We start from the raw sequence: 22,611 nt of genomic DNA, 5'->3' as shown, positions 1-22,611 counted from the left end.
CCGAATTGGAGGATGCCATGATTATCAAATCCCTGACTGCCGCGACATTTGCCGTCGCTCTTGCTGCCGTTCCCGCCCAGGAAGCCCGCGCCGACGCAGGCGATGTCGTGGGTGGCCTGATCATCGGCGGCCTGATCGGCGCCGCCATTGCCAATGGCAATAACGGCGGTGGCAACCGCGGAACCACAAGCGGCGGCGGCGGCGGGGGCATCCCGGCCACGCAGATGGGCCGCGACACCCAGACCGCACTGAACTATTTCGGCTTCCAGGCCGGTGCCGTCGATGGCCAGATCGGCAACGGCACCCGCCAGGCGATCGAGCGGTATCAGCTGGTGATGGGCTACCCCGTCAACGGTCGCGAATATGCCACCTACCAGTATGACCAGCTGATGCAGGCCTATTACTGGGCCATCAACGGCGGGTCCGCGCAGACCGGTCTTGTCGGTCAGCCCCTGCTGATCGCCTATCGCAACGCCCAGGTCGCCCCTCAGCAGCCGCAGGTCGTCGTGGTGCCTGCACAGCCGCAGCAGCCCGCACCGCAGGTGGTCGCGCAGCCCCCGGCCCAGACCGTCATCGTCCCCGCACCGCAGCCGGCGTCGTCGAACAAGTAATCGGGGTCCGATCCCGCCGATTTCCCAAGGCCGTCCACCCGTTGGACGGCCTTTTTGCATGGCCCCCGCGCGGAAGTGAAAAGAGGTGACGAATCCCCCTTGCGCATCCCCGCGACCCTCGGCTAAACAGCCGCGCACTACCTGATCACGTGCGGTCGTGGCGGAATTGGTAGACGCGCAGCGTTGAGGTCGCTGTGGGGTAACTCCCGTGGAAGTTCGAGTCTTCTCGACCGCACCATGTCACATCCTGATGTGACTTCTGACAAATCCAAAAAGATGCGGATCGCTATTGAGCACAGGATGAAGCTTCATCCTTTGGCAACGGTCCCGATGCGGGTGGCGCTGCGATACCACTGACATGGACGGTTCGGTTTGTCCGATCCGTTGCGAACCGAATTGAAACGGGATGTGCCGCTGAACCTGTCATGGCCGGGTGTGGGTCCGGTGCATGGAGCCACACCGGAACGGGCAACCGCCGGTGACCTAGACCAATTGCCGATCGCGGGCGATCATGGCCGCCTGGGTGCGATTGCGGGCATCAAGCTTGCGGCACAGGGTTTTCACATGCAGCTTGATCGTGACTTCCTGAAGGTTCAGTTCGCGGGCGATTTCCTTGTTCGATTTGGCGTCGCACAGCGCCCGCAGAACCTCGGTTTCCCGGGTGGTCAGATTGGCCTCATTGGCGCTGCCGGCCTGCTGCTGGAACGAGACAGGCATGAACACCTCACCCAGGACCATCAGGCGGATCGCGCCGATCATGGCCTTGGCGCTCATGGTCTTGGGAACGAATCCGATGGCTCCGGCCTCGATGGCGCTTTGCGCAATGGCGGGGGTCGCCATGCCTGACAGAACCGCGACCGGGCCGCCGTTCATGGCGGCTTTCATCTGGGCGATTCCGTCCAGCCCGTTCATGCCGGGCATCTTGTAATCCAGAAGGGCCAGGTCGAATTCGCCGTTGCGGGCTGCGGCAATGGCGTCGTCCAGATTCTCTGCGGTCGCCACCTCGTCAACCCCTTCGGATTTCAGGAACAGGCTGATCGTGTCGCGAACAAGGTCGTGATCATCCGCAAGAAGAATGCGCATTTCTTTCCTTTCCATGACTGCCCGGTGTCGATGGTAGCGGATTGCCTGAGCGGATGGAATAGCGGTTTCGCCCTGTCTGCCTCTCACCGCTGACCGGGGCGGCGCTCGCTCACCCGCCGGCCCGATGAGGGGAAACGGCAGGCTTGGACCGGATGCGAGGCCTGTCACGCCACCATGGCTCACATGCGTTTGGCGACTTCCTCCAGCATCACCTCGGTCGCGCCGCCGCCTATGGCCTGCACGCGGGCGTCGCGGGTCATCCGTTCGATCACGGTGCCGCGCATGAAGCCGGTGCCGCCGTGGAATTGCAGGCAGTCATGCATGACCCGGTTCACCAGATCGCCGCAGAGCGCCTTGATCATGGAGACTTCCTTGACCACCTCTTCGCCCGTCGCATCACGCATGGCGGTGGCGTAGATCAGGTGGCGGGCGGCGGTCACTTCGGCCTGCAACATCGCCAGCCGCTGCCGGATCGCCTGCTTCTCCCACAGGGGTGCACCGAAGGCCTGGCGGGTCTTCACATGGTCCAGCGTCAGATCAATCGCCGCCTGCGCCTCTCCCATGGCCATGGCGCCGATGACGATGCGTTCGTTCTGGAAATTCTGCATGATCGCGTAGAATCCCCGGCCTTCTTCGCCCAGGATGTTGTCGGCCGGAATCTCGCAGTTGTCGAAGTGCAGCTCGGCGGTGTCCGAACTGCGCCAGCCGTGCTTGTCGAGCTGCCGGGCGACGGTGAAGCCGGGCGTGCCCTTTTCCACCAGGAACATGGTCACCCCGCGCGAGGGTGGGGCGTTCGGATCGGTCTTGGCAGCGACACAGTAGATATCGGCATGCACGCCGTTGGTGATGAAGGTCTTGGCCCCGTTCAGAACGAAGGAGTCGTTGCCCTTGCGGCTGGCGCGCGTGGCGATGCCCTTCACATCCGACCCGGCCCCCGGTTCGGTGACGGCCACGGCGGTGATGGTCTGGCCCGAGACGATCCCCGGCATCCAGCGGTCGCGCTGCGCGTCGGTGCCTGCGTTGAACAGGTGGACCGAGGCCATGTCGGTATGCACAAGCGCGGTGATCGCGACGCCGGAAAAGGTGGACCGGCCCAGTTCCTCTGCCCAGACCGCGGTGGCGCGGGTGTCCATCTCGGCCCCGCCATAGGCCGCGGGGTAGCGGATGCCGAAGAACCCCAGTTCACCCATCCGGGTCAGAACCTCTCGCGGGACCATCCCCGCCTCTTCCCAGGCCTCGGCATGGGGGTGAATCTCTTCGGTCACGAAGCGGCGGATCTGGTCTCGCAGCAGCTCGTGTTCCGGTTCCAGAAACAGGGCGTTGGTCATGGCGTGTCCTCCCTCGGGACGCAGGCTGGCGCAGGCACGGGCCAAATGGCAAGCACGACGTAACGGCGGGATTTCCGAACTTTCCTTCCGCCGGGGAAACATGCACAACTGCGCGTCATGACATTCAGCCTTGCCGATATCCTGACCGCCCGCCGCGTTCTGCGTGGACAGGCAGACGCCACACCCTTCGTGCCCTCGCCTTACATGAGCGCGCGGGCGGGACATGACTTTATGTTGAAGCTGGAAACCTGCCAGCCCATTGGCGCCTTCAAGCTGCGCGGTGCGATGAACGCGGTGATGACCCTGCCCGACGGCGTGGCGGGGGTGACCTGCTGTTCCACCGGCAACCATGGGCGCGGCGTGGCCTATGCCGCCGCGCGCCGGGGCATCCGCGCGGTGATCTGCATGTCGGAACTGGTGCCGCAGGCCAAGGTGGACGGCATTCGCGCGCTTGGGGCCGAGGTGAAGATCGTCGGTCGGTCTCAGGACGACGCGCTGGCCGAAAGCCTGCGGCTGGTGGAGGCCGAGGGGCTGGCCGAAATCTCGCCCTTCGACGACCCCAAGGTGATCGCGGGGCAGGGCACGATCGGGTTCGAGATGATCGAGGCCCGGCCCGATCTGCATACGGTTCTGGTGCCGCTGTCGGGGGGCGGGCTGGCGGGCGGCGTCTCGGTGGCTGTGAAATCCGTGAACCCGGATGTGCGGGTTATTGGCATCACCATGGACCGGGGCGCGGCCATGCAGGCCTCTATCGCCGCTGGTCGCCCGGTCGAGGTGGAGGAAGTGCCGAGCCTTGCCGACTCGCTTGGTGGCGGGATCGGGTTGAAAAACAAGCTGAGCTTCCCGCTCTGCCGCGACAATCTCGACGCAATCGTGCTGGTGACGGAAGAAGAAATCCGCGATGCCATGCAGGTTCTGTTCTACGAGGATCGCATCGTCGCGGAAGGGGCCAGCGTGGTCGGGCTGGCGGCGGTTCTGGCGGGCAAGGTCGAGCCCCAGGGGCCGGTCGGCACCATCGTGACAGGGCGCAATCTGGATATGGGCCAGTTCCACCGGATTATGGCGGGTGAGGATATTTCATTGGGGGACAGGATCTTGAAGGGCAAGACATATGGCGCATGACATCCGCATCGTGACCGAGGCGCAGTTGCGGCAGGTGGTGGAGCTGGACCTGACCGCCATCGACGTGGTCGAGAAGGCCTTCGCGGCGCTGGCCTCTGGTCGGGTGGTGATGCCGCCGATCCTGTCGATGGACCTGCCCGACGCGAATGGAGAGGTCGATGTCAAAACCGCCTATATCCCCGGCTTCGAAGGCTTTGCGATCAAGGTCAGCCCCGGCTTTTTCGACAATCCGAAGCTGGGACTTCCCAGCCTGAACGGGTTGATGATCCTGTTTTCCGCCAAGACCGGGCTGGTGCAGGCGGTGTTCCTCGACAATGGCTACCTGACCGATATCCGCACCGCAGCCGCAGGGGCCGTTGCCGCCCGCCACCTCGCGCCGCCGCATGTAGAGACGGCAGGCGTGATCGGCACGGGTGTGCAGGCGCGATTGCAGATGCAGGCGGCGCATCTGGTGCGGCCCTTCAAGCGGCTGCTGGTCTGGGGACGGGATGCCGCCAAGGCGGCTGTCTGCGCCGATGATCTGCGTCTTGACCTGGGGATCGAGGTCGATGCCGTGTCAAACCCGGAACGGCTGGTTGCGGAAAGCCAGCTGGTGGTGACGACGACCCCCGCCCGTGCGCCGGTCATCAAGGCCGACTGGCTGCATCCGGGCCTGCACATCACCGCCATGGGCTCGGATCAGGCCGGCAAATGCGAGATCGACCCGCGCGCGCTGGTCCTGGCCGACGCCTATATCTGCGACAGCGTCGCGCAATGCGAAGTGTCGGGGGAGCTGGAGGCGGCGCTGGCCGTCAATCTCTGGACCAGGGGCACGCCCGGCGAGTTGGGGCAGGTCATCAACGGCAGCGCCCTTGGCCGCCGGACTGCCGACGACATCACCATCTGCGACCTGACCGGCACCGGCGCGCAGGACACCGCCATTGCCAGCCATGTCTTTGCCCGGCTTGGCGATGCGGGGACCAGCGTGACAAGCTAGGGCTGGAAACGGGGCTTCGCTTTGGCTATGGTCGCGCCGACCACGGCAATAAAGGCATTGCGCGCTGCTGCCGGGGTGAGCGGAGCCTTTTGCCCAGCTCTATCCGGCCCCAGCCCGGAAGCGTGCATCCCGGCTCCTATCCTGTGACCTTAGGCGGCGCGCCGCCAGAACCGCGAGAGATGAGCCATGCTGCGCAATGACCAACTGGACCAGTGGGACCGCGAGAACTTCTTCCACCCCTCAACCCACCTTGCCGAATTCGCGCGGGGCAATGTGCCCAACCGGGTCGTGACCGGCGGCTCGGGCTGCCATATCGAGGACCGCGATGGCAACCGCCTGCTCGATGCCTTCGCCGGGCTTTACTGCGTGAATGTGGGCTATGGCCGCCAGGACATCGCCGAGGCCATCGCCGCGCAGGCCAAGGAACTGGCCTATTACCATTCCTATGTGGGCCACGGCACCGAGGCCAGCATCACTCTGTCCAAGATGATCCTCGACCGCGCGCCTGCGAACATGTCGAAGGTCTATTTCGGCCTTGGGGGATCGGACGCGAACGAGACCAACATCAAGCTGGTCTGGTATTACAACAATATCCTCGGCCGCCCCGAGAAGAAGAAGATCATCAGCCGCTGGCGCGGCTACCATGGCTCGGGCCTGATGACCGGCTCGCTGACCGGGCTGGAACTTTTCCACAAGAAGTTCGACCTGCCGCTGACCCAGGTGATCCACACCGAGGCGCCCTATTACTACCGCCGCCCCGATCTGGACATGTCGGAGGAGGCCTTCACCGCCCATTGCGTGGCCGAGCTGGAGGCGCTGATCGAGCGTGAAGGCGCCGACACCATCGCCGCCTTCATCGGCGAACCCGTGCTTGGCACCGGCGGCATCGTTCCCCCGCCCGCGGGCTACTGGGCGGCCATTCAGGCGGTGCTGAAGAAGCATGACATCCTGCTCATTGCAGATGAGGTCGTGACCGGGTTCGGCCGCCTTGGCACCATGTTCGGGTCGGACCATTACGGGATCGAGGCCGATATCATCACCATCGCCAAGGGGCTGACCTCCGCCTATGCGCCCCTGTCCGGGTCGATCGTGTCGGACAAGGTCTGGAAGGTGCTGGAGGACGGCACCGACGAGAACGGCCCCATCGGCCACGGCTGGACATATTCCGCGCATCCCATCGGGGCGGCGGCGGGGGTGGCCAACCTCAAGCTGATTGATGAGCTGAACCTCGTGCAGAACGCGGGCGAAGTGGGCGGCTACCTCAACGCCACGATGACAGCGGCGCTGGCGGAGCATGCCAATGTCGGCGAGATCCGGGGCGAGGGGATGCTCTGCGCGGTGGAATTCGTGAAGGACAAGGGCAGCCGCAGCTTCTTTGACGCCTCCGAAAAGGTCGGCCCCCGCATCGCGGCGGCGCTTCTGGAACAGGGCGTCATCGCCCGCGCCATGCCGCAGGGCGACATCCTCGGCTTCGCCCCGCCCTTCTGCCTGACGAAGGAAGAAGCGGATGAGGTGGTCGGCAAGACCGCGAAGGCTGTGGCGGCGGTTCTGGGCTGAGGCCAATGCTGTAAGGGTTCGGGGTGGGTCATGGCCATCCCGAACCCGGATGGGCGTTTCCCGCGCGGAATCAAGGCCGAAGGCCGCCGCGCATCGCCGACGCGCCCCCACGCGGAGGCGATTTGGCCGATGCAGGCGCGCCGCGTAGATGTTCTGCGGATTTGGCCGACATAAACGGCCTACCTCCAACGCTGGATCGCCCCCGCGCGCGTCTGCGATGCGCGGCTTTTTCCCGGGATGTCCGGCGGCCGAAAAGACCGCATTGCGGAAACCGACTGCGGTTCACGCCTCCAACGGATGAAAACAGGCCACCGACACGCCATCGCCCTGATCGATCAGCTCTGGCACCTCGGCGCGGCATTGGTCGCTGGCGAAGGGGCAGCGGGCGGCGAAGGAACATCCCGGCGGCGGGTTCAGCGGGTCGGGGAGTTCGGTTTCCCGGCCCTCGGGCGCTTTCAGGTCGCGGCCCACCACCGGGGCGCTTTCAGCCAGCAGCTTGGTGTACGGGTGCCGGGGGGCGGAGAAGATGCGCTCCGCCGGGCCAAGCTCCACCAGGGCGCCGAAATAAAGCACCGCGATGCGGTCGCTCACTGCCTCCACCACCGCCAGATCATGGGTAATGAAGAGGTAAGTCAGGCCAAACTCCGCCTTCAGATCCGCCAGCAGGTTCAGCACCTGCGCCTGAACGGATACATCCAAAGCCGACACCGGTTCATCCAGGATCAGAATGCGCGCCTCGGCAGCCAGCGCCCGCGCGATGCCGATCCGCTGTGCCTGCCCGCCGGAAAACTCGTGTGGATAACGGTCGAGGAATTCCTCGCGCAGGTTCACGGCGGCGAAGATCTCGGCGATCCGTTTGCGCCGTTCCGGCGCGGCCATGCCATGCAGGTGCTTCAGCGGCGCGTCCATGATCTGGCGGATCGTCTTGCGCGGGTTAAGCGAGGAGATCGGGTCCTGAAAGACATACTGGATCTTCTTGCCGAAGGCTGCGGGGTCGGCATTGTCGAGCGCCGCGCCCTCGATCTCGATCGTGCCTTTCGTGGCAGGCAAAAGCCCCACCAGCATCCGCGCCAATGTGGACTTTCCGCAGCCGGATTCCCCAACAATGCCAAGGGTTTCGCCCTTGGCGACCTCCAGCGTCACCGGTTGTACCGCGTGCACCACCGCGCGGGGCGGGCCGAAAAGGCTCTTGCCGACGGGGAAGTCCTTTTTCAGCTTGGTCAGCTTCAGGGCGGCGGTCATGCGGGCACCTCCTCGATTTCCGGGGCAATGCAGCGGACCCGGCGGGTTGCACCGATTTCATCCAGCGTGATGTTGCCCTCGCGGCAGGCCGCGCGCACCTTGTCGCAGCGGTCGGCAAAAGCGCAGCCTGCAGGCAGCTTGTCCACGACGGGGGGCAGGCCGGGAATGGCCTCCAACCGCCTGCGCCCGCCGCCCAGTTCCGGCACGCAGGCCATCAGGCGCCGGGTGTAGGGATGGGCGGGGGAGGCGAGGATCTCATCCGTGGTGCCCTGTTCCACGATCCGGCCCGCATACATGACCGCCACCCGGTCACAAAGCTGCGCCACGACGCCGAAATCATGGGTGATGAACAAGATCACCACGCCACGATCCCGCCGCAGGTCATCCAGCAGCGTCAGGATCTGCGCCTGCACGGTCACGTCGAGCGCGGTTGTCGGTTCATCGGCGATGATCACATCCGGGTCATTGGCCAGTGCCATGGCGATGCCCACCCGCTGGCGCATCCCACCCGACATCTCGTGCGGGTAGTTGTCCACCCGGTCCTCCGCATTGGGAATGCGAACCGATTTCAGCAGCTCGATGGCATGGGCGCGGGCCTCGGCCTTGGGCACATTGCGATGCACACGGACCGCTTCGATCAGCTGGTCGCCGACGGTATAGAGCGGATGCAGCGACGCCAGCGGGTCCTGGAAGATATAGGCCACCTTGCGCCCACGCAGGCTGCGCAACAGTTCATAGGGCGCGCCGACCAGTTCCTCACCGCGATAATAGACCGACCCGCCGGTGATCTTGCCGGGCGGCGAGGCGACGAGCCCCATGATGGACAGCGCCGTAACCGACTTGCCGGACCCGCTCTCGCCAATGAGGCCGAGGCATTCGCCCGGTTGGATCTGCAGGTCGACGCCGCCCACGGCGCGGTAGATGCGCGGGCCTATATGGAACTGGGTTTCCAGTTGAGACAGCTGCAGGAGCGCGGTGCCATCTGCCGTTTCGCCGGGCTGCCGGTCGCGGGCGACCAGCGTGGCGGGCAGGGGGCGGCTGAGCGCGCCGGACTTCAGCCGCGGGTCCAGCGCGTCGCGCACCCCGTCGCCCAGAAGGTTGATCGCCATGACGATGATCAGGATCATCACGCCGGGCACCAGCGATGTATGCGGGTTGGTGATGAGCGCCGAACGCGCTTCACCAAGCATCGACCCCAGATCGGCTTGCGGCGGTTGCGAGCCGAGCCCGAGGAAGCTCAGCCCTGCGGTTTCCAGGATCATCCAGCCCACGGTGGTGGACATGGCGATGACGATCACCGGCAGCACATTGGGCAGGATCTCGGTCAGGATGATCTTGGCATCCGACAGCCCCGCCAGCCGGGCCGCATCGACGAATTCCTTATGCGCGATGCCGACGGTGATGCCCCTGATATTCCTCGCGAAAAACGGAATGTTGACGGCGGCGACGGCAATCAGTGCGTTCATCAACCCGGGGCCGAGCGCGGCCACGATGGCCAGCGCCAGAAGGATGTAAGGAAAGGCCATCAGCACATCGACGAAGCGCATGATGATGTTGTCGGTGCGGCCCCCGTAATAGCCCGAGATGATGCCGATCGCGGCCCCGATCGTGGCGGCGATGAAGGCGGCGGCGAAGCCCACGGCGAGGGAAAGCCGCGTGCCCCACATCAGGCGGGACAGCAGGTCGCGGCCCAGATGGTCGGTGCCCAGAAGCGCGCCTTCGGAGAAGGGCGGCGTGAAGCGGGCGGGGGTGTTCGTCACGTCCGGGTCGGCCAGCGGCAGGATCGGCGTCAGAACGGCCAGCAGAACGACAAGACCCATCACGATCAGTCCCGCCAGCGCCAGCTGGTTGCGGGCGAGGAGTTTCAGGAACGCCATCATGTCTTGATCCTCGGGTCCAGAAGGCTTTGGGCCACGTCCACGATAATGTTGAACAGCACGTAGCAGGCGGCGACGAAGACGACGCCGCCTTGCACCAGCAGGATGTCGCGGCGCAGGATCGCGTCGACCAGCATCTGGCCGATGCCGGGCCATTGGAAGACGCGCTCGATATAGACCGCGCCGGACAGGACGAACCCCGCCTGAATGCCCAGAACGGGGATGATCGAGACCATGGCGGCGCGCAGCGCGTGACGCCAGATGATGCCGCGTTCGCGCACGCCCTTGGCGCGGGCGGTGCGGATGAAGTCCTGGCGCAACACCTCCAGCATGGCCGAGCGCGAGAGGCGCGCGATGACGCCGGTGGCCACAACGGCCAGTGCAAGCGCGGGCATGGTGAGGTGATCGATCAGCGCCCAGATGTCGCGCGTGCCGTAGATGGGCCACATGCCCGAGACCGGGAACCAGCGCAGGTTCACCGCGAAGATCAGGATCATCATCATGCCAAGAAAGAAGGAAGGGATTGAAATCCCTAGCAAAACCGCGAAGGTGATGGCCTTGTCGGCAAATCCGTACTGGCGCGCGGCAGAGATGACGCCAGCGGCAATCCCCAGGAATGAACAGAGAATAAACGCCGTGCCCGCAAGGATCAGCGTGGCGTTGAAACGTTCCAGAACCTCGTCCAGCACCGGGCGGTTGAGGTTGAAGGACCGGCCCAGATCGCCCTGAACAAGGTTCCCCAGCCAGATGAAATAGCGTTGCACCAGCGGCTGATCGAGCCCCAGATCGCGGTTCAGTTCGGCCACGTTTTCGGGCGTTGCGTAGCTGCCCAGAATGGCGGTGGCGGGGTCGCCGGGGATCATCGCCATGATCGCGAAGACGATCACCGAGATGCCGATCAGCACCGGAATGGCGGACAGAAGTCGGCGGAGGATGTAGCGGCCCATGGCAGGAAATCTCCGGTCGGCGGGGGCTGAAAAGTGGGGGGTGCCCCCCGTGCACCGGGCGTACACCCCCTGTACACCCCCCGTGCAGACAAAAAACGCACCGCGGCGAGAGGAAGGGAGGCCCCCGCCGCGGCACTCAGCTTAGGCTCAGTTCTTCACCACGTCATGCAGAAGCAGGAAGAAGGAGGGTTCGAGCGCGAAGCCTTCCACCCGGTCATTGGTGACCGCGTTCTGCACCCAGTTGGCCACGAAGACCCACGGCGCGTCCTCCTGCACGATCACCTGCATCTGGCGATAGAGTTCTGCGCGGCGGTCCTGGTCGGTCGAGCTGCGGGCCTCTTCCAGCAGGGCGTCAACTTCGGGGTTGGAATAGTAGCCCGAGTTGAAGCCGCCCTGATCGGGCCACGCATCGGTGCGCAGCGCCAGATAGGGCAGGGTGTCGGGGTCGTTGGTCATCCACGCCATCTCGGCCATGTCTGCTTCACCCTCAAGGCCGGGGTTCACGCGGCCAAGGAAGGTGTTCCATTCATAGGTCTCGATGGTGACGTCGAAGCCCACGGCCTCCAGATCCGCCTGAATGGCGGTGCCCATGGCGACGGGGTCCAGCATGCCCGATCCGCCCTCGGTCACGTAGAAGGTGATCTCGGGGTTCTCGACGCCGGCCTCGGCCAGCAGTTCGCGGGCGCGGTCGGGGTCGTAGGGATAGGGCTCCAGTTCCTCGTTATAGGCCCATGCGAAGGCGGGCGGGGTGGGGCCTGCCGCAACGGCGGCGGTGCCTTCCAGCACGTCATTCACGATGGCCTCTTTGTTGATCGCGTAGTTCGCGGCCTGACGGACGCGGACATCGGCAAACGGGCCTTCCAGCGCGTTCAGGATCAGGAACCAGACGTGCGGGCCTGCCTGTTCGACGATCTGGAAGCTGTCGCCGCCGAATTCGGACAGGGCCACCGGCGGAACCTCGACCATCATGTCGATGCCGCCTGCCAGCATTTCGGCCACGCGGGTGTTGGCGTCGGTGATCGGGCGGAAGACCACGGCCTCCAGCGCGGGCGCACCGCCCCAGTAGTCGGGGTTGCCGGTCACGACCACGGCCTCGTTCGCGCGCCATTCCTCGAAGACGAAGGCGCCGGTGCCGGACGGGTTGCGGCCAAATTCGGCCCCGTGTTCCATCACCGCGGCGGGCGAGACGATCAGGCCCGTGGGGTAGGCGAGGTTCGACAGGAACGGCGCGTAGGGCGCGTTCAGGGTGAACTGAACGGTCATGTCGTCGAGCGCCTCGACCTCTTCCACGGCAGAGAAGAAGAAGGACAGCGGGAACGGGCCGGTGTCATGGTAGGGGTGGTTTTCGTCCAGCATCCGGTCGAAGTTGAACACCACGGCCTCGGCGTCGAAGGCGCTGCCGTCATGGAAGCTGACACCTTCGCGCAGGGTGAAGGTGTAGACGGTGCCGTCCTCCGAGATCTCCCAGGAGGTGGCGAGTGCCGGTTCGACCTCCAGCGTGCCGGAGGCGTAGCGCACCAGACCGTCATAGACGTTCATCAGGATGCGGAAGTCGTTGACGGCGGTCACGGCATGGGGGTCGAGCGCCTGAGGCTCGGCCACCTGGCCGACGACAAGAACGCCGGGCGGAGTTTGTGCAGCGGCGGGGTTGGCCCCAATGGCCAGCGCCGAAGCCGCCACGGCGGCAAGCAGCGCGCGCCGTGTCATGGTCAGCAGTTTCATGGCAGATCCTTCCCTGTGGAATTTATCATGATGAATTGCATTCACGCAAATGATCATGATAAATTCAAGAGAAATATTAGCAGGAGCCCGGCATGACCTTCTCGATTCTTGCCCATGACCAGAAAACAGGCACTTACGCGGCAGCCGCCGCAACGGGCAGCCTCTGCGTGGGCGGATGGGTCATTCGCGGCGATATCGAGCGCGGGCTGTCGGCGTCGCAGGGCACCGCGCCGAGCACCTTCTGGCGCGATGAGGCGATTCGCCTGATGGGCCAGGGGGTGAGCGCCGGAGACGCGGTTTTCGCTGTAACTCAAGGGGATGCGGGGCGCGGGCACCGGCAATTGATCACGCTGGATGCGGCAGGCCGGGCCGGGGGCTTCACCGGTGGCAAGAGCGTGCCCGCCGCCGCGCATCGCTGCTTTGGCGGGCTGGCCGTGGCGGGTAACATGCTGAGCTCGGAGGCGGTTCTGGACGCGCTTGTCGCGCGGTTCCGGGACGGTGAAGGAGAGGACATGGCCGAGCGGCTGCTGGCGAGCCTGCGGGCGGCAGAGGTGGCCGGGGGTGATTCGCGCGGGCTGCTCTCTGCGGCGCTGCTGGTGCTGCGCCCCGATGCGCCGCCTCTGGATCTGCGGATCGACCGGAGCGACCGGCCGCTGGACGATCTGGGCGCGTTGTTGCAGGCGGCGCGGACGCCCCCTTATGCGGATTGGCTGGACGAGGTGCCGGTGCTGACGGATAAATCGCGCGCACCGGGATGAGCGGGGGGCGAGAACGCGATTTCGAAATCGCGTCACCCGCGCTCTTTCAAGGGCGCGCGGCCCATCGGATCGGACCGGTGCGATTCGGGATCGGCCAGGACGTGGCCGGGGTCCGGCCACAGGGACGCGATTTCGAAATCGCGTGGTCGCGCTGACCTCGCCGCTTATTCCGCGATGAACCGGCGCATGACGCGGGCTTCCTGCCGCTGCATCAGGGATTCCGCGCCAAGCATATGAGAGCGCATGATCGCTTCGGCCCGGTCGGCATCGCCCGCTTCCAACGCTTCCACCAGGTCGAGCTGGTGACGCTGGCCGCGCACGCGCAGTTCCTCGTTATGGGGTTCATAGAGACGGCGGTAGACGGTCAGATCCGTCAGGATGCGCGCCATGAACGAGACCATAAAGGCCAGCAGCGGATTGCGGGAATATTCCGCCAGCTTGGCGTGGAATTTCAGCGAGTTGATATGCTGGTCGCGTTCTTCCTCGGGCGATTGTGCGGGGTGGTCGTATTGCTTCACCAGCCCGCGCAGCTCCGCGATCTGCTCGGGCGTCAGCGTGCCCGCCAGCGAGGCGGCCAGTTCCGGTTCCACCACCTTGCGCATCTGGTAGATGTCGGACACCGAAAGGTCCTGAAAGTAGAAATAGTTGGCCAGCAGCGACTTGGCGCGTTCTAGGCTGACCTCGCCCACGAAACTGCCGCCACCGGGGCCGGTGCGGGTGACAATGAGGCCCTGTGCCTCCAGAATCCGCATCGCCTCGCGCACGGTGCCTTTCGAGACCCCGAAAAGCGAGATCATCTCGGCCTCATTGGGCAGTTTCGCGCCCTGCTTGAGGTCGCGTTCCACGACCCAATCCTTGATCTGGTCAGCCACCTTGACGGGGCGGGACCGGCGGGGGGAACTCGGTTTTGCGGGCGTGTCGGTCATGTGGCTCGGCGCTGATTTATCATGATGAACCTAGACCCAAGCGGCTGGCTTGTGTAGGAAATAAATTATCATGATAAATTCGGAGGCGATCATGGATTGGGGGCAAGAGGCGGCGCGTCGTCTGGCAGAGATTGCCGAGTGCAGCGCGCCCGGGCCGGGGGTGACGCGCTTTCCCTTCACGGTGGCGCATCGCGCGGCGATCGCGCAGATTGACCAGTGGATGACCCGCGCCGGGCTGACGGTGCATATGGACGCGGCGGGCACTGTGGTGGGACGGCGCGAGGGGCCGGCGGGGGCGGGGACTCTGCTGATCGGGTCGCATCAGGATTCGGTGCGCGGCGGCGGGGCCTATGATGGGATCATGGGCATTGCGCTGGCCTGTCTGGCGCTGGAACGCCTTGCGGATCGTGACCTGCCCTTTGCGGTCGAGGTGCTGGCCTTCGCCGACGAGGAGGGGGTGCGCTTTCCCACGGCGCTGATGGGGCCAAGGGCGCTGGCGGGCACGTTCGATCCGGGCGTTCTGGAGCGCTGCGATGCGGAGGGCGTGTCGCTTCGGCAGGCACTTGCGGAATTCGGGGGCGACCCCGAAGCGGTGGCGGGCCTGAGGCGCGACCCGGCGGGTATACGGGGCTATCTGGAGCTGCATATCGAACAGGGACCCGTGCTGGAACGCGCAGGCCAGCCTGTGGGTGTGGTCAGCAGCATCTGTGGGATCGAACGCAATGCGCTGACCTTCCGGGGCGAGACCGGCCACGCGGGCACCGTGCCGATGGAGGCGCGGCGCGATGCGCTGGTCGCGGCATCGGGGTTGATCGCGGCGCTTCCGGGGGTGGCCGCTGACTGGCCGGGTCTGCGCGCCACGGTCGGCGAGATGCACCTGCATCCCAATGTTGCCAATGCGATCCCCGAGGAGGTGCGGCTGGTGCTGGAGATTCGCGCCGAGCAGGATGCGGACCGCGAGGCCTGCGCGGCGCGTTGCCGGGAGATGGCGGAAGCAGGGGCGCGCGCGGCGGGGTGCGAGGTGAGCTTTGAGCGAAGCTATGTGCAGCCCGCCATGGCCTGTGATGCCGATCTTGTCGCGGTGCTGCGCCGGGCCGCGGGGGAGGGGGTGCCGATACTGCCCTCCGGTGCCACCCATGATGCCTCGGCCATGGCCGATCTCTGCCCGATGGCGATGCTGTTCCTGCGCTGCCGGGGCGGGCTGAGCCACCGGCCCGAGGAATATGCCAGTCCTGAGGATATGGGCGTGGCGGTGGAGGTGCTGGCGCGGGCGCTGGTGGAGATGTGAGGCGGGGGAGCGCGCCTTCTCAAGCCCCCCTTTCAGGGGAGCCCTCGTCGGCGCGCGTTGCCACGGGCGTGTGGCGGGGCGCGGTGAGCCATTCGAAGAGGAGGAGTCTTGGCACCGGTGCGCGGCGTCGGATCAGCCGATCTTGTCGCGCCAGGCGGCGGCCTTGGCGGTGGCCTCGCGCCGCAGCACCACCATATCCACATCAACGGCGATGAACTTGCCGCCCGCCGCGTTCACCGCGTCCAGCATCACCGGATCGAGCGACAGGAACCCGGCGGGCAGGCCGGCGGCGGTGATGCGCTTGACCGCATCGACCACGGCGGCCTTGACTTCGGGGTGAGAGCCCTGGCCGGGATAGCCCATGGAGGCGGCCAGATCGGCGGGACCGATGAAGATGCCGTCGACGCCCTCGACCGCCGCGATGGCCTCGATCTGGCCAAGTGCCTCGGCGGTTTCGACCTGAACCAGCAGGCAGATCTCCTCATGCGCGCGGGTGGCGTAGTCCTTGACCGCCCCGTATCGGGTGGCCCGCGTCGTCCCCGCCATGCCCCTTATGCCATGTGGCGGATAGCGGGTGGCGGCGACGGCGGCGGCGGCTTCCTCGGCGTTTTGGACATAGGGGATCAGCAGCGACTGCGCCCCGCAATCCAGCAGCTTCTTGATTTCGACCGCGTCGTTCCAGCCGGGCCGCACCACGGCGCTGACCGGATAGGGCGCAGCGGCCTGCATCAGGGGCATCGTGTCGACCGCGCCCATGGCGGAATGTTCCGTGTCGATCAGCAGCCAGTCATAACCACAACCCGCCAGCAGCTCGACCACGCCACTATCGGGGATCGAAACCCACATTCCGATCTGTTTCCGGCCCGCCTTGAGGGCGGCTTTGAAGGCGTTCTTGGGCAGGTCCATGGGGGCGGCTCCTTCATGGGAGGGCGGTTAGTTGACTTGTTCAGCATTGCACGGGCGCGGGGCGAAGGAAAGATCGTATGCGGGCTTCTCATCCGGCAAGGGCCGGGCTATTGCGAAGGGATGACAGACCAGCCCGACCACAGCCCCGGATTGCACCTGATCGTGGACCTTTACGGGGCCAGCCATCTGGATGACATGACCACGCTGGACAGCGCCCTGCGTGGCGCGGCGGCGGCTGCGGGGGCCACGGTTCTGGCCGATCACCTGCATCATTTTGGCGAGGGGCACGGGGTGACGGGCGTGCTGGTGCTGGCGGAATCGCATATCTCGATCCACACTTGGCCAGAGACCGGCTATGCCGCCGTCGATATCTTCCTCTGTGGCCGGTCCGATGCCCATAAGGCCGCCGATCATCTGCGCGCGGTGCTGCGGCCTGAGCGGGTGGTGATCACCGAGATCGCGCGCGGGCAGGGGTGATCAGGGGAACCAGCGGTCCCAGCCATCGAGGTAATAGCCCACAAGCGCATGGGATTGCAGGGTGTTGGCCTCGGCCTCGACCCGCGAGACATCGCCCCCGAAGAGCCGTGCAGCCTGCCACTCGTCTTCGTTCAGATAGCGCAGGCCCTCGGGCAGGGGCAGGTTGTCCGCCCCATGTTCCAAGGGCGCGGCGATGATGAAGCCCCATTCCCCGAAACTGGGCACATAGGTGTGATAGGGCAGCGTCCAGAGCCCCGCCGTGCCGGGGGTCAGCGGGTTGGTGGCGCTTTCAAAGGTTTCGACCACAGACCAGAAGGCCTGCCGCGCGAAGAGCGGTGATCCCGCTTGTGTGACGATCAGCCCGTGGGTCGAGAGCCGCTCGGCCAGCAGCCCGTAGAAGCTGCGGGAATAGAGCCGCGAGAGGGCGAGATTCTTGGGGTCCGGCAGGTCGAGGATGATGACGTCATAGAGCGTTTCTGCGTGTTCGATGAACTCCCACGCGTCGGAATTGATGATCGTCACACGCGGGTCGCTGAAGGCGTGATCGTTCAGCGGTGCAAGGTCCGGGTGGTCGCGGAAAAGCGCGGTGACGGCGGGATCGAGATCGACCAGCGTCACGGTTTCCACATCCTCGTGGCGCAGCACTTCGCGGGTGGCCATGCCGTCGCCGCCGCCAAGGATCAGGATGTTGCGGGCGCGGGGCGCGAGGCCCATGGCGGGATGCACCAGAAGTTCGTGATAGCGGTACTCGTCGATGCTGTCGAACTGGATGGAATGGTCGAGGAAGAGCCGCACCCGGTCCTGAAAGCGGGTCACCGTGATCTGCTGGTAGGGCGTGGCCTGATCGAAGATGATGCTGTCCTCGTAAAGACCGGCATCGGCCACCGAGACCAGCCGTTCCGACTGCACCAGCCCGCCAAGCGTGGCGGCAAAGGCGAGCGCCCAGAAGGTCACCTGTGTCCGTGTCACCAGATCGCGGAAAATCCACAGCGACAGGCCCGCAACCCCAAGGTTCAACGCCCCGAAGGCGAGGCTTGCGGACATCAGGCCCAGATGCGGGATGATCAGCAGCGGAAAGGCCAGCGACGCGGCGAGCGCGCCCACATAGTCCACGGTCAGCACGTTTTCGAACCGGAACTCGCTGGCGCCCTCGGCCTTCAGGATGCGGACAATGAGCGGGATCTCCATGCCCGACAGCACGCCCACGGCGATAAGCATGCTATAGAGCGGCAGGCCGACCTCGCCCATCCAGCCGTAGATGATGAAGAGCACCGGCGCCATGAAGCCGCCGACCAGCCCCAGAAGGATCTGCGCCCAGACAAAGCCGGAAAACGCCTGCCCCACATAGCGCGACAGCCACGATCCAAGCCCCATGGACGACAGGAAAATCCCGATCACCAGCGAGAACTGGCGCACGGAATCCCCAAGCAGATAGCTGGAGACGGTGGCCGCGACCAGTTCGTAGATCAGCCCGGCAATGGCGACCAGAAAGGTCGCCGCCAGCAGCCAGACCTCGCGCAGCCGCGGCGCGGCGGCTGGTGTCATGAAACGATGACAGCCGCGATGATGATGGCGATGGAGAGGAACAGCATGCCGATCATGACGGCCAGTGCGATGTTCTGATCTTCCTCGATCTCCTTGATGATCGGGAAGGGCGAGGCCGCGACGATGATCTTCCACACGATCCACATCAGCACCATGCCGATGCCGGTATAGACGATGGTGCCGAGAATTTCGGCCAGTTGAAGCTCTGCAAACAGTTCCATTGGATCCTCTTTCTTATTTGACGCGACCGAAGGCGAAGAAGCTGGAATTGCCGCCGCTGCCGGTTCTCAGCGAAACCTGCCGCCCGGACGTGTCGGGGGCCGCGCCCCGATAGGCGACGTAGGAGACGCCGAGGACGGCGACGATGGTAAAGGCAAGGAAGATGGTGCGAAACAGGTTCATGTCAGTCCTCGCTCGTCCAGTCCGAGCCGCTCCAGCGTTTGCGGTTGAAGTTCCATTTGCCCAGAAGGGCCACAATCGCAAGGATCAGGAAAACGACGGCCAGCCGGTAGAGCCAGTAGCCGCTGGAAATCCCCGCATAGGTGCGGATCGTGACATTGCCTTCCGAGAAATGAAGCTGGCTGGCACTGGTGATCTCGCCCTCGAAGCCGGCACGCGTATTGGCGCTGGTCGGTCCTTGGCCGGACCATCGGAGGTTCAGCTGGTAATCGCCCGCCATCGCGGATGGGAACACCAGTTCGGTGTGGTTGCGGCTGCCGGCGGCGGCCCCTTGACGCTGTCCGCCAACGGTCACGACCGCCCGCCGGGGCGCCTCGGGCACCGACCGGCCATCGGGATGGGCCAGATCAATCGACGCGCGGGCATAGACCGGGAGGCTGGGCGGGTTGGCCAGCGTCGGCGCGACATAGGGCGTGCCGTCGAATGTCAGCCGGACCGGGCCGGTCACATTGGGGATCGTGATCGGTACGGCGGCCGGGATCTGACGGGTCTCCAGCACGATGGGATCGCCGACCAGTGTTCCGTTGCGCGTGTCGAAGAAGATGGCCAGCACGATGCAGGCCACCAGGGCGATCAGCGACGTGATCAGCATGAACCGGTCGTTGCCTCCGGACTGATACGGCGTCATCGGATGGACGCCCTGCGGCACCGGCGGGTTGCTGACCCCGAAGGAGGCCGAGACCTCGGCGCTGTCCACCAGTTCCGAGCGATAGACCTCGCGTTCCTGGTTGGTTTGCGAGAACCCCAGCATCGCCTCGTCGCTGAGAACAGTGACCGTGGTGGTCTTGTCCCCGATCTTGGGCGCCCAGGTGAATTCGCCTTCGGCAAAGGTGATCTCGCCGGTCGAGGTCTCGTAATAGCGGTAGCGTTCCCCATCAATGGTGATGGTCGGCGGGTGATTGGCGCGTTCCACCTGCCCCTCGGACAGCCAGACGGGCCGCCGGTAGCGCCGTGTAAAGACCAGGTGCCCGTCCTCGATGGTCAGCCAGGCATAGCCATGGGTCGGCGAATAAAGCTGGTGGTCGATCCAGGTCCAGGTCTGGCCACGATAGCGTTCGCGGAACTCCAGCATGCCGATCACGGTGTAGTCGGCGCCCCGGATCTTGCCGGACATGCCGATGCGGAACGGGCTGTCGGGGCGTTGCAGCCCGTCGAACTTGGCAATGACGGCGTAATTGTCCTGCGCGTCCAGTTCGGCCCCGCAATAGGGGCAGATATGGACCATGACCCGCCCGCCGCCGAGCACATCGAGCCCGGCCCCACAGGAGGTGCAGTTGACGGAAGTGGTGGCGGCGGCAAGGCTCATGACTGCCTCCTGACCTTGATCTCGAAGGGATCAAACCAGGTGCCCAGGAACCAGGATTGCCCGCCCTCCCAAAGCTCGCCCGACAGCAGGCGACCGTTCGAGGCCTGCGCGTTCACGAAACTGTAGGTTTCGCCCACTTTCAGTTCCTCGTCGAAACTGCCGCGCAGGGCCACGCATTCGGCGCTGTCGACCTCGACCACCCTGAAATGCTGATTCTGGCAGGTGATCTCGCGTCCCGGCCGGAATTCGCCCTGGCTGCGGGGGTAATTGCTGGCAGGCACAGGCTGCTGCACCACCACATCGCCCTCATCGACCGAGACCCAGGCGGAATCGCCCGAAGGGGTCTGGCCCCAGAATTCTTCCCAGAAGCCGCGGCCATAGGAAAACCGCGCGTGGCCATGCAGGGTGACAGTGGTCTTGCCGCAGATCACCGTATCGCCGATGTCAAAGAGCATGGGCACCTCGTGCATCACGCCCTGTTCGCCCGCCAGCCGCACGGCATCGGACTCGATCAGGATCGTCGAATCGCAGGAGGGGCAGGTCACCATGCGCGCCCGCGCAATGGTGGGGGTGACGTCATCGCCGCAATTGGGGCAACTGAATGTGCTCATCTGGCAATCTGTGGTCTGCAAATGGCCCCAGGCGTGGGGCGGAATATCGGTAACTCGGGTCAGCCTAAGCGCGGATGGCCGCGAAATAAAGTCAGAATTTCCCGCCCCCGGTCAGTCGCGGTGGCCATAGTCGGCGAAGGCGGCAAGCGCTTCCTCGATCTGAAGCCGGTCGAGCAGATGCGGCGTGCCGATGGACAGCGAGAGGATATAGGTCTGCGCAAGAGCCTCCAATTCACCCATGCGCCAGAGCGCTTTCGGCAGGCTTTCCCCCACCACCGTGGCGCCATGGTTGGCCATCAGGCAGGCGTGACGCTCGGCCATGGCGGCGGTGACGTTCCGCGCCAGATCCTCGCCCCCAAAGAGAGCATAGCCCGCCAGCGGCACGTCATGGCCCCCGAAGGCCGCAACCATGTAATGGACCGCCGGAATGGTCATGCGGTTCTGTGCCAGGGCTGTGCAATGGATGGGATGCGCATGGACAACCGCGTGCATCGCGGGTTTGGCGTTGTAGAGCGCCTGGTGAAATCGCCATTCGGTGGAGGGTTTGAGCGGGCCTGTCCCGGCGGGGTCACCGGCGAGCGGAACGGGCTGGATCATGTCGGGCGTCATATCCTCGTAAGGCACGCCCGACGGGGTGATCAGCATGACGTCGCCCGCCCGGACCGAGACATTGCCGGAGGTGCCCTGGTTGATGCCCTCGGCGCTAAGTTTCAGGCAGGCGTCGATGATGGCCTGCCGTGTCTCTGTCGTGTCCGCATAGGGGGGCGTCATGGCGCGGCCATCTCGGGGAAGAGGCCCGCAAGCCCCGCTTCGGAGGCCTCGCAGATGCCGCGTTCGGTGATCAGCCCCGTGACCAGCCGCGCGGGCGTGACGTCGAAGGCGGGGTTGCCGGCGGGGGTGCCCTCGGGCGTGACCTGCACGCTGGAGATGCCAGTCGCGTCCCGGCCCTGAATGTGGGTGACTTCACGGGCGGGGCGGTCCTCGATGGGAATCTCGGCCACGCCGTCCGAAACGGTCCAGTCGATGGTGGGCGAGGGCAGCGCGACATAGAAGGGCACGTCGTTGTCACGGGCGGCCAGTGCCTTGAGATAGGTGCCGATCTTGTTGCAGACATCGCCCGTGCGGGTCGTGCGGTCGGTGCCGGTGATGACCATGTCGACCATCCCGCGCTGCATCAGGTGACCGCCTGCATTGTCGGTGATGTAGCTGTGCGAAATGCCGTGGCTGCCCAGCTCCCACGCGGTCAGAGCGCCCTGGTTGCGGGGGCGGGTTTCATCAACCCAGACATGGAGGGGAATGCCCGCCTCATGCGCGTGATACATGGGGCTGGTGGCGGTGCCCCAGTCCACTGTCGCCAGCCAGCCCGCGTTGCAATGGGTCAGGATGCGGACCGGCGCGCCCTTTGGCTTTTGCTCTGCGATGGCCCTGATGAGGCTGAGGCCATGGGTGCCGATGCGGCGGTTGATCTCCACGTCCTCGTCGGCGATCTCATGGGCGAGTTGCAGCGCGGCGGTAGCGCGGTCGTGCTCGGGCAGGGGGCGCATGGCGGCACTGACGCGGTCGAGCGCCCATCTGAGGTTGATCGCCGTGGGCCGCGTGGCGTGGAGCCGGTCATAGGCCTCGGTCATGGCGTTGTCGGAGCTGTCCTGCGCCAGCGCGAAGGCCATGCCATAGGCTGCCGTCGCGCCGATGAGCGGCGCGCCACGGACATGCATGTCGGTGATCGCGGTGCAGTAATCGGCGAGGCTGTCCAGTTGCTGGATGCGGAACGCGTGCGGGAGCCAGCGCTGGTCGATGATCTGCAGCGCCTTGGTTTCGTCGCTCCACCACAGGGAGCGGTAGGGGGTACCGTTGACTTTCATGGGGATAT

The 22,611-nt window shown here is 65.4% G+C and carries 22 protein-coding genes and 1 tRNA gene; 8 read left to right on the top strand and 15 right to left on the bottom strand.

Going from position 1 to position 22,611, the window contains the following annotated elements; translation table 11 throughout:
- Positions 1–17: 17 nt before the first annotated feature.
- Both RBB16_RS12130 and RBB16_RS12125 read left to right on the top strand, forming a co-directional pair.
- Entirely contained in the window at positions 18–611 is a 594-nt protein-coding gene (locus tag RBB16_RS12130; protein WP_071690691.1) for a peptidoglycan-binding domain-containing protein, read from the top strand.
- A gap of 151 nt (positions 612–762) precedes the next feature.
- Positions 763–849, top strand: a tRNA-Leu gene (locus RBB16_RS12125).
- Positions 850–1,094: 245 nt separating this feature from the next.
- On the opposite strand, the gene RBB16_RS12120 is transcribed toward RBB16_RS12125, so the two are convergent.
- Positions 1,095–1,694: a response regulator transcription factor gene (locus tag RBB16_RS12120; RefSeq protein WP_306046418.1), complete on the bottom strand. Its 600-nt coding sequence runs from the start codon at positions 1,692–1,694 to the stop codon at positions 1,095–1,097.
- Positions 1,695–1,873: 179 nt separating this feature from the next.
- Entirely contained in the window at positions 1,874–3,022 is a 1,149-nt protein-coding gene (locus tag RBB16_RS12115) for an acyl-CoA dehydrogenase family protein (protein ID WP_306046417.1), read from the bottom strand.
- Between the two features lie 117 nt (positions 3,023–3,139).
- Here RBB16_RS12115 and eutB point away from each other — a divergent pair, with 117 nt between their 5' ends.
- The 3 genes from eutB to RBB16_RS12100 all read left to right on the top strand — a co-directional run bounded on the left by eutB (position 3,140) and on the right by RBB16_RS12100 (position 6,677).
- Positions 3,140–4,144, top strand: coding sequence for a hydroxyectoine utilization dehydratase EutB (gene eutB / locus RBB16_RS12110; RefSeq protein ID WP_306046416.1), 1,005 nt, complete (start codon positions 3,140–3,142; stop codon positions 4,142–4,144).
- Positions 4,134–5,120 (top strand): cyclodeaminase, encoded by a 987-nt coding sequence (locus RBB16_RS12105; protein ID WP_306046415.1) that lies wholly within the window; start codon positions 4,134–4,136, stop codon positions 5,118–5,120. Before eutB ends, RBB16_RS12105 begins: the two co-directional genes overlap by 11 nt.
- Before the next feature lie 186 nt (positions 5,121–5,306).
- A complete protein-coding gene (locus RBB16_RS12100; protein ID WP_306046414.1) occupies positions 5,307–6,677 on the top strand; it encodes an aspartate aminotransferase family protein in 1,371 nt (456 codons plus the stop codon).
- 282 nt (positions 6,678–6,959) lie between these two features.
- On the opposite strand, the gene RBB16_RS12095 is transcribed toward RBB16_RS12100, so the two are convergent.
- The 4 genes from RBB16_RS12095 to RBB16_RS12080 all read right to left on the bottom strand — a co-directional run bounded on the left by RBB16_RS12095 (position 6,960) and on the right by RBB16_RS12080 (position 12,465).
- Positions 6,960–7,919 carry an ABC transporter ATP-binding protein gene (locus tag RBB16_RS12095; protein ID WP_306046413.1) on the bottom strand — a complete coding sequence of 320 codons (960 nt, stop codon included), beginning with the start codon at positions 7,917–7,919 and terminating at the stop codon, positions 6,960–6,962.
- On the bottom strand, positions 7,916–9,796 hold the full coding sequence (locus RBB16_RS12090; protein ID WP_306046454.1) for a dipeptide/oligopeptide/nickel ABC transporter permease/ATP-binding protein: 1,881 nt from the start codon (positions 9,794–9,796) through the stop codon (positions 7,916–7,918). The genes RBB16_RS12095 and RBB16_RS12090 overlap by 4 nt, the downstream gene beginning before the upstream one ends.
- Positions 9,796–10,743: an ABC transporter permease gene (locus RBB16_RS12085; RefSeq protein WP_071690699.1), complete on the bottom strand. Its 948-nt coding sequence runs from the start codon at positions 10,741–10,743 to the stop codon at positions 9,796–9,798. Before RBB16_RS12085 ends, RBB16_RS12090 begins: the two co-directional genes overlap by 1 nt.
- Before the next feature lie 147 nt (positions 10,744–10,890).
- Complete coding sequence (locus RBB16_RS12080) at positions 10,891–12,465, bottom strand: ABC transporter substrate-binding protein (RefSeq protein WP_306046412.1); 1,575 nt, start codon at positions 12,463–12,465, stop codon at positions 10,891–10,893.
- Positions 12,466–12,557: 92 nt separating this feature from the next.
- On the opposite strand from RBB16_RS12080, the gene RBB16_RS12075 reads away from it, so the two are divergent.
- A complete protein-coding gene (locus RBB16_RS12075; protein ID WP_306046411.1) occupies positions 12,558–13,223 on the top strand; it encodes a DUF1028 domain-containing protein in 666 nt (221 codons plus the stop codon).
- A 164-nt stretch (positions 13,224–13,387) separates the two neighbouring features.
- Here the strand turns inward: RBB16_RS12075 and RBB16_RS12070 are convergent, their stop codons facing one another.
- Complete coding sequence (locus RBB16_RS12070) at positions 13,388–14,149, bottom strand: FadR/GntR family transcriptional regulator (RefSeq protein ID WP_306046410.1); 762 nt, start codon at positions 14,147–14,149, stop codon at positions 13,388–13,390.
- A 70-nt stretch (positions 14,150–14,219) separates the two neighbouring features.
- Between RBB16_RS12070 and RBB16_RS12065 the strand changes: the two genes are divergently transcribed.
- Entirely contained in the window at positions 14,220–15,437 is a 1,218-nt protein-coding gene (locus tag RBB16_RS12065; protein ID WP_306046409.1) for a M20 family metallo-hydrolase, read from the top strand.
- A 132-nt stretch (positions 15,438–15,569) separates the two neighbouring features.
- Here RBB16_RS12065 and RBB16_RS12060 read toward each other — a convergent pair whose 3' ends face one another.
- Positions 15,570–16,343, bottom strand: a complete 774-nt coding sequence (locus tag RBB16_RS12060) for an HpcH/HpaI aldolase/citrate lyase family protein (protein ID WP_306046408.1) — start codon at positions 16,341–16,343, stop codon at positions 15,570–15,572.
- Between the two features lie 120 nt (positions 16,344–16,463).
- On the opposite strand from RBB16_RS12060, the gene speD reads away from it, so the two are divergent.
- Complete coding sequence (gene speD, locus RBB16_RS12055) at positions 16,464–16,820, top strand: adenosylmethionine decarboxylase (RefSeq protein ID WP_306046407.1); 357 nt, start codon at positions 16,464–16,466, stop codon at positions 16,818–16,820.
- On the opposite strand, the gene RBB16_RS12050 is transcribed toward speD, so the two are convergent.
- The 7 genes from RBB16_RS12050 to mtnA all read right to left on the bottom strand — a co-directional run bounded on the left by RBB16_RS12050 (position 16,821) and on the right by mtnA (position 22,603).
- Positions 16,821–18,365: a polyamine aminopropyltransferase gene (locus RBB16_RS12050; RefSeq protein ID WP_306046406.1), complete on the bottom strand. Its 1,545-nt coding sequence runs from the start codon at positions 18,363–18,365 to the stop codon at positions 16,821–16,823.
- Positions 18,362–18,586: a DUF350 domain-containing protein gene (locus RBB16_RS12045; protein WP_071690706.1), complete on the bottom strand. Its 225-nt coding sequence runs from the start codon at positions 18,584–18,586 to the stop codon at positions 18,362–18,364. Before RBB16_RS12045 ends, RBB16_RS12050 begins: the two co-directional genes overlap by 4 nt.
- Before the next feature lie 13 nt (positions 18,587–18,599).
- Positions 18,600–18,767 (bottom strand): hypothetical protein, encoded by a 168-nt coding sequence (locus RBB16_RS12040; protein WP_306046405.1) that lies wholly within the window; start codon positions 18,765–18,767, stop codon positions 18,600–18,602.
- 1 nt (position 18,768) lies between these two features.
- The gene (locus RBB16_RS12035) at positions 18,769–20,130 is read right to left on the bottom strand and encodes a DUF4178 domain-containing protein (RefSeq protein WP_306046404.1); all 1,362 of its coding nucleotides are present in this window, start codon (positions 20,128–20,130) and stop codon (positions 18,769–18,771) included.
- Complete coding sequence (locus RBB16_RS12030) at positions 20,127–20,741, bottom strand: DUF4178 domain-containing protein (protein ID WP_306046403.1); 615 nt, start codon at positions 20,739–20,741, stop codon at positions 20,127–20,129. Before RBB16_RS12030 ends, RBB16_RS12035 begins: the two co-directional genes overlap by 4 nt.
- A 111-nt stretch (positions 20,742–20,852) precedes the next feature.
- Positions 20,853–21,512: a class II aldolase/adducin family protein gene (locus RBB16_RS12025; protein WP_306046402.1), complete on the bottom strand. Its 660-nt coding sequence runs from the start codon at positions 21,510–21,512 to the stop codon at positions 20,853–20,855.
- Entirely contained in the window at positions 21,509–22,603 is a 1,095-nt protein-coding gene (mtnA, locus tag RBB16_RS12020; RefSeq protein WP_306046453.1) for an S-methyl-5-thioribose-1-phosphate isomerase, read from the bottom strand. The genes RBB16_RS12025 and mtnA overlap by 4 nt, the downstream gene beginning before the upstream one ends.
- Between the last annotated feature and the right edge of the window lie 8 nt (positions 22,604–22,611).

Source organism: Nioella sp. MMSF_3534, assembly GCF_030732985.1.
Taxonomy (GTDB): domain Bacteria; phylum Pseudomonadota; class Alphaproteobacteria; order Rhodobacterales; family Rhodobacteraceae; genus Nioella.
The sequence above is the reverse complement of the archived record's forward strand: the minus strand, read 5'-3'. Positions and strand labels throughout refer to the sequence as shown.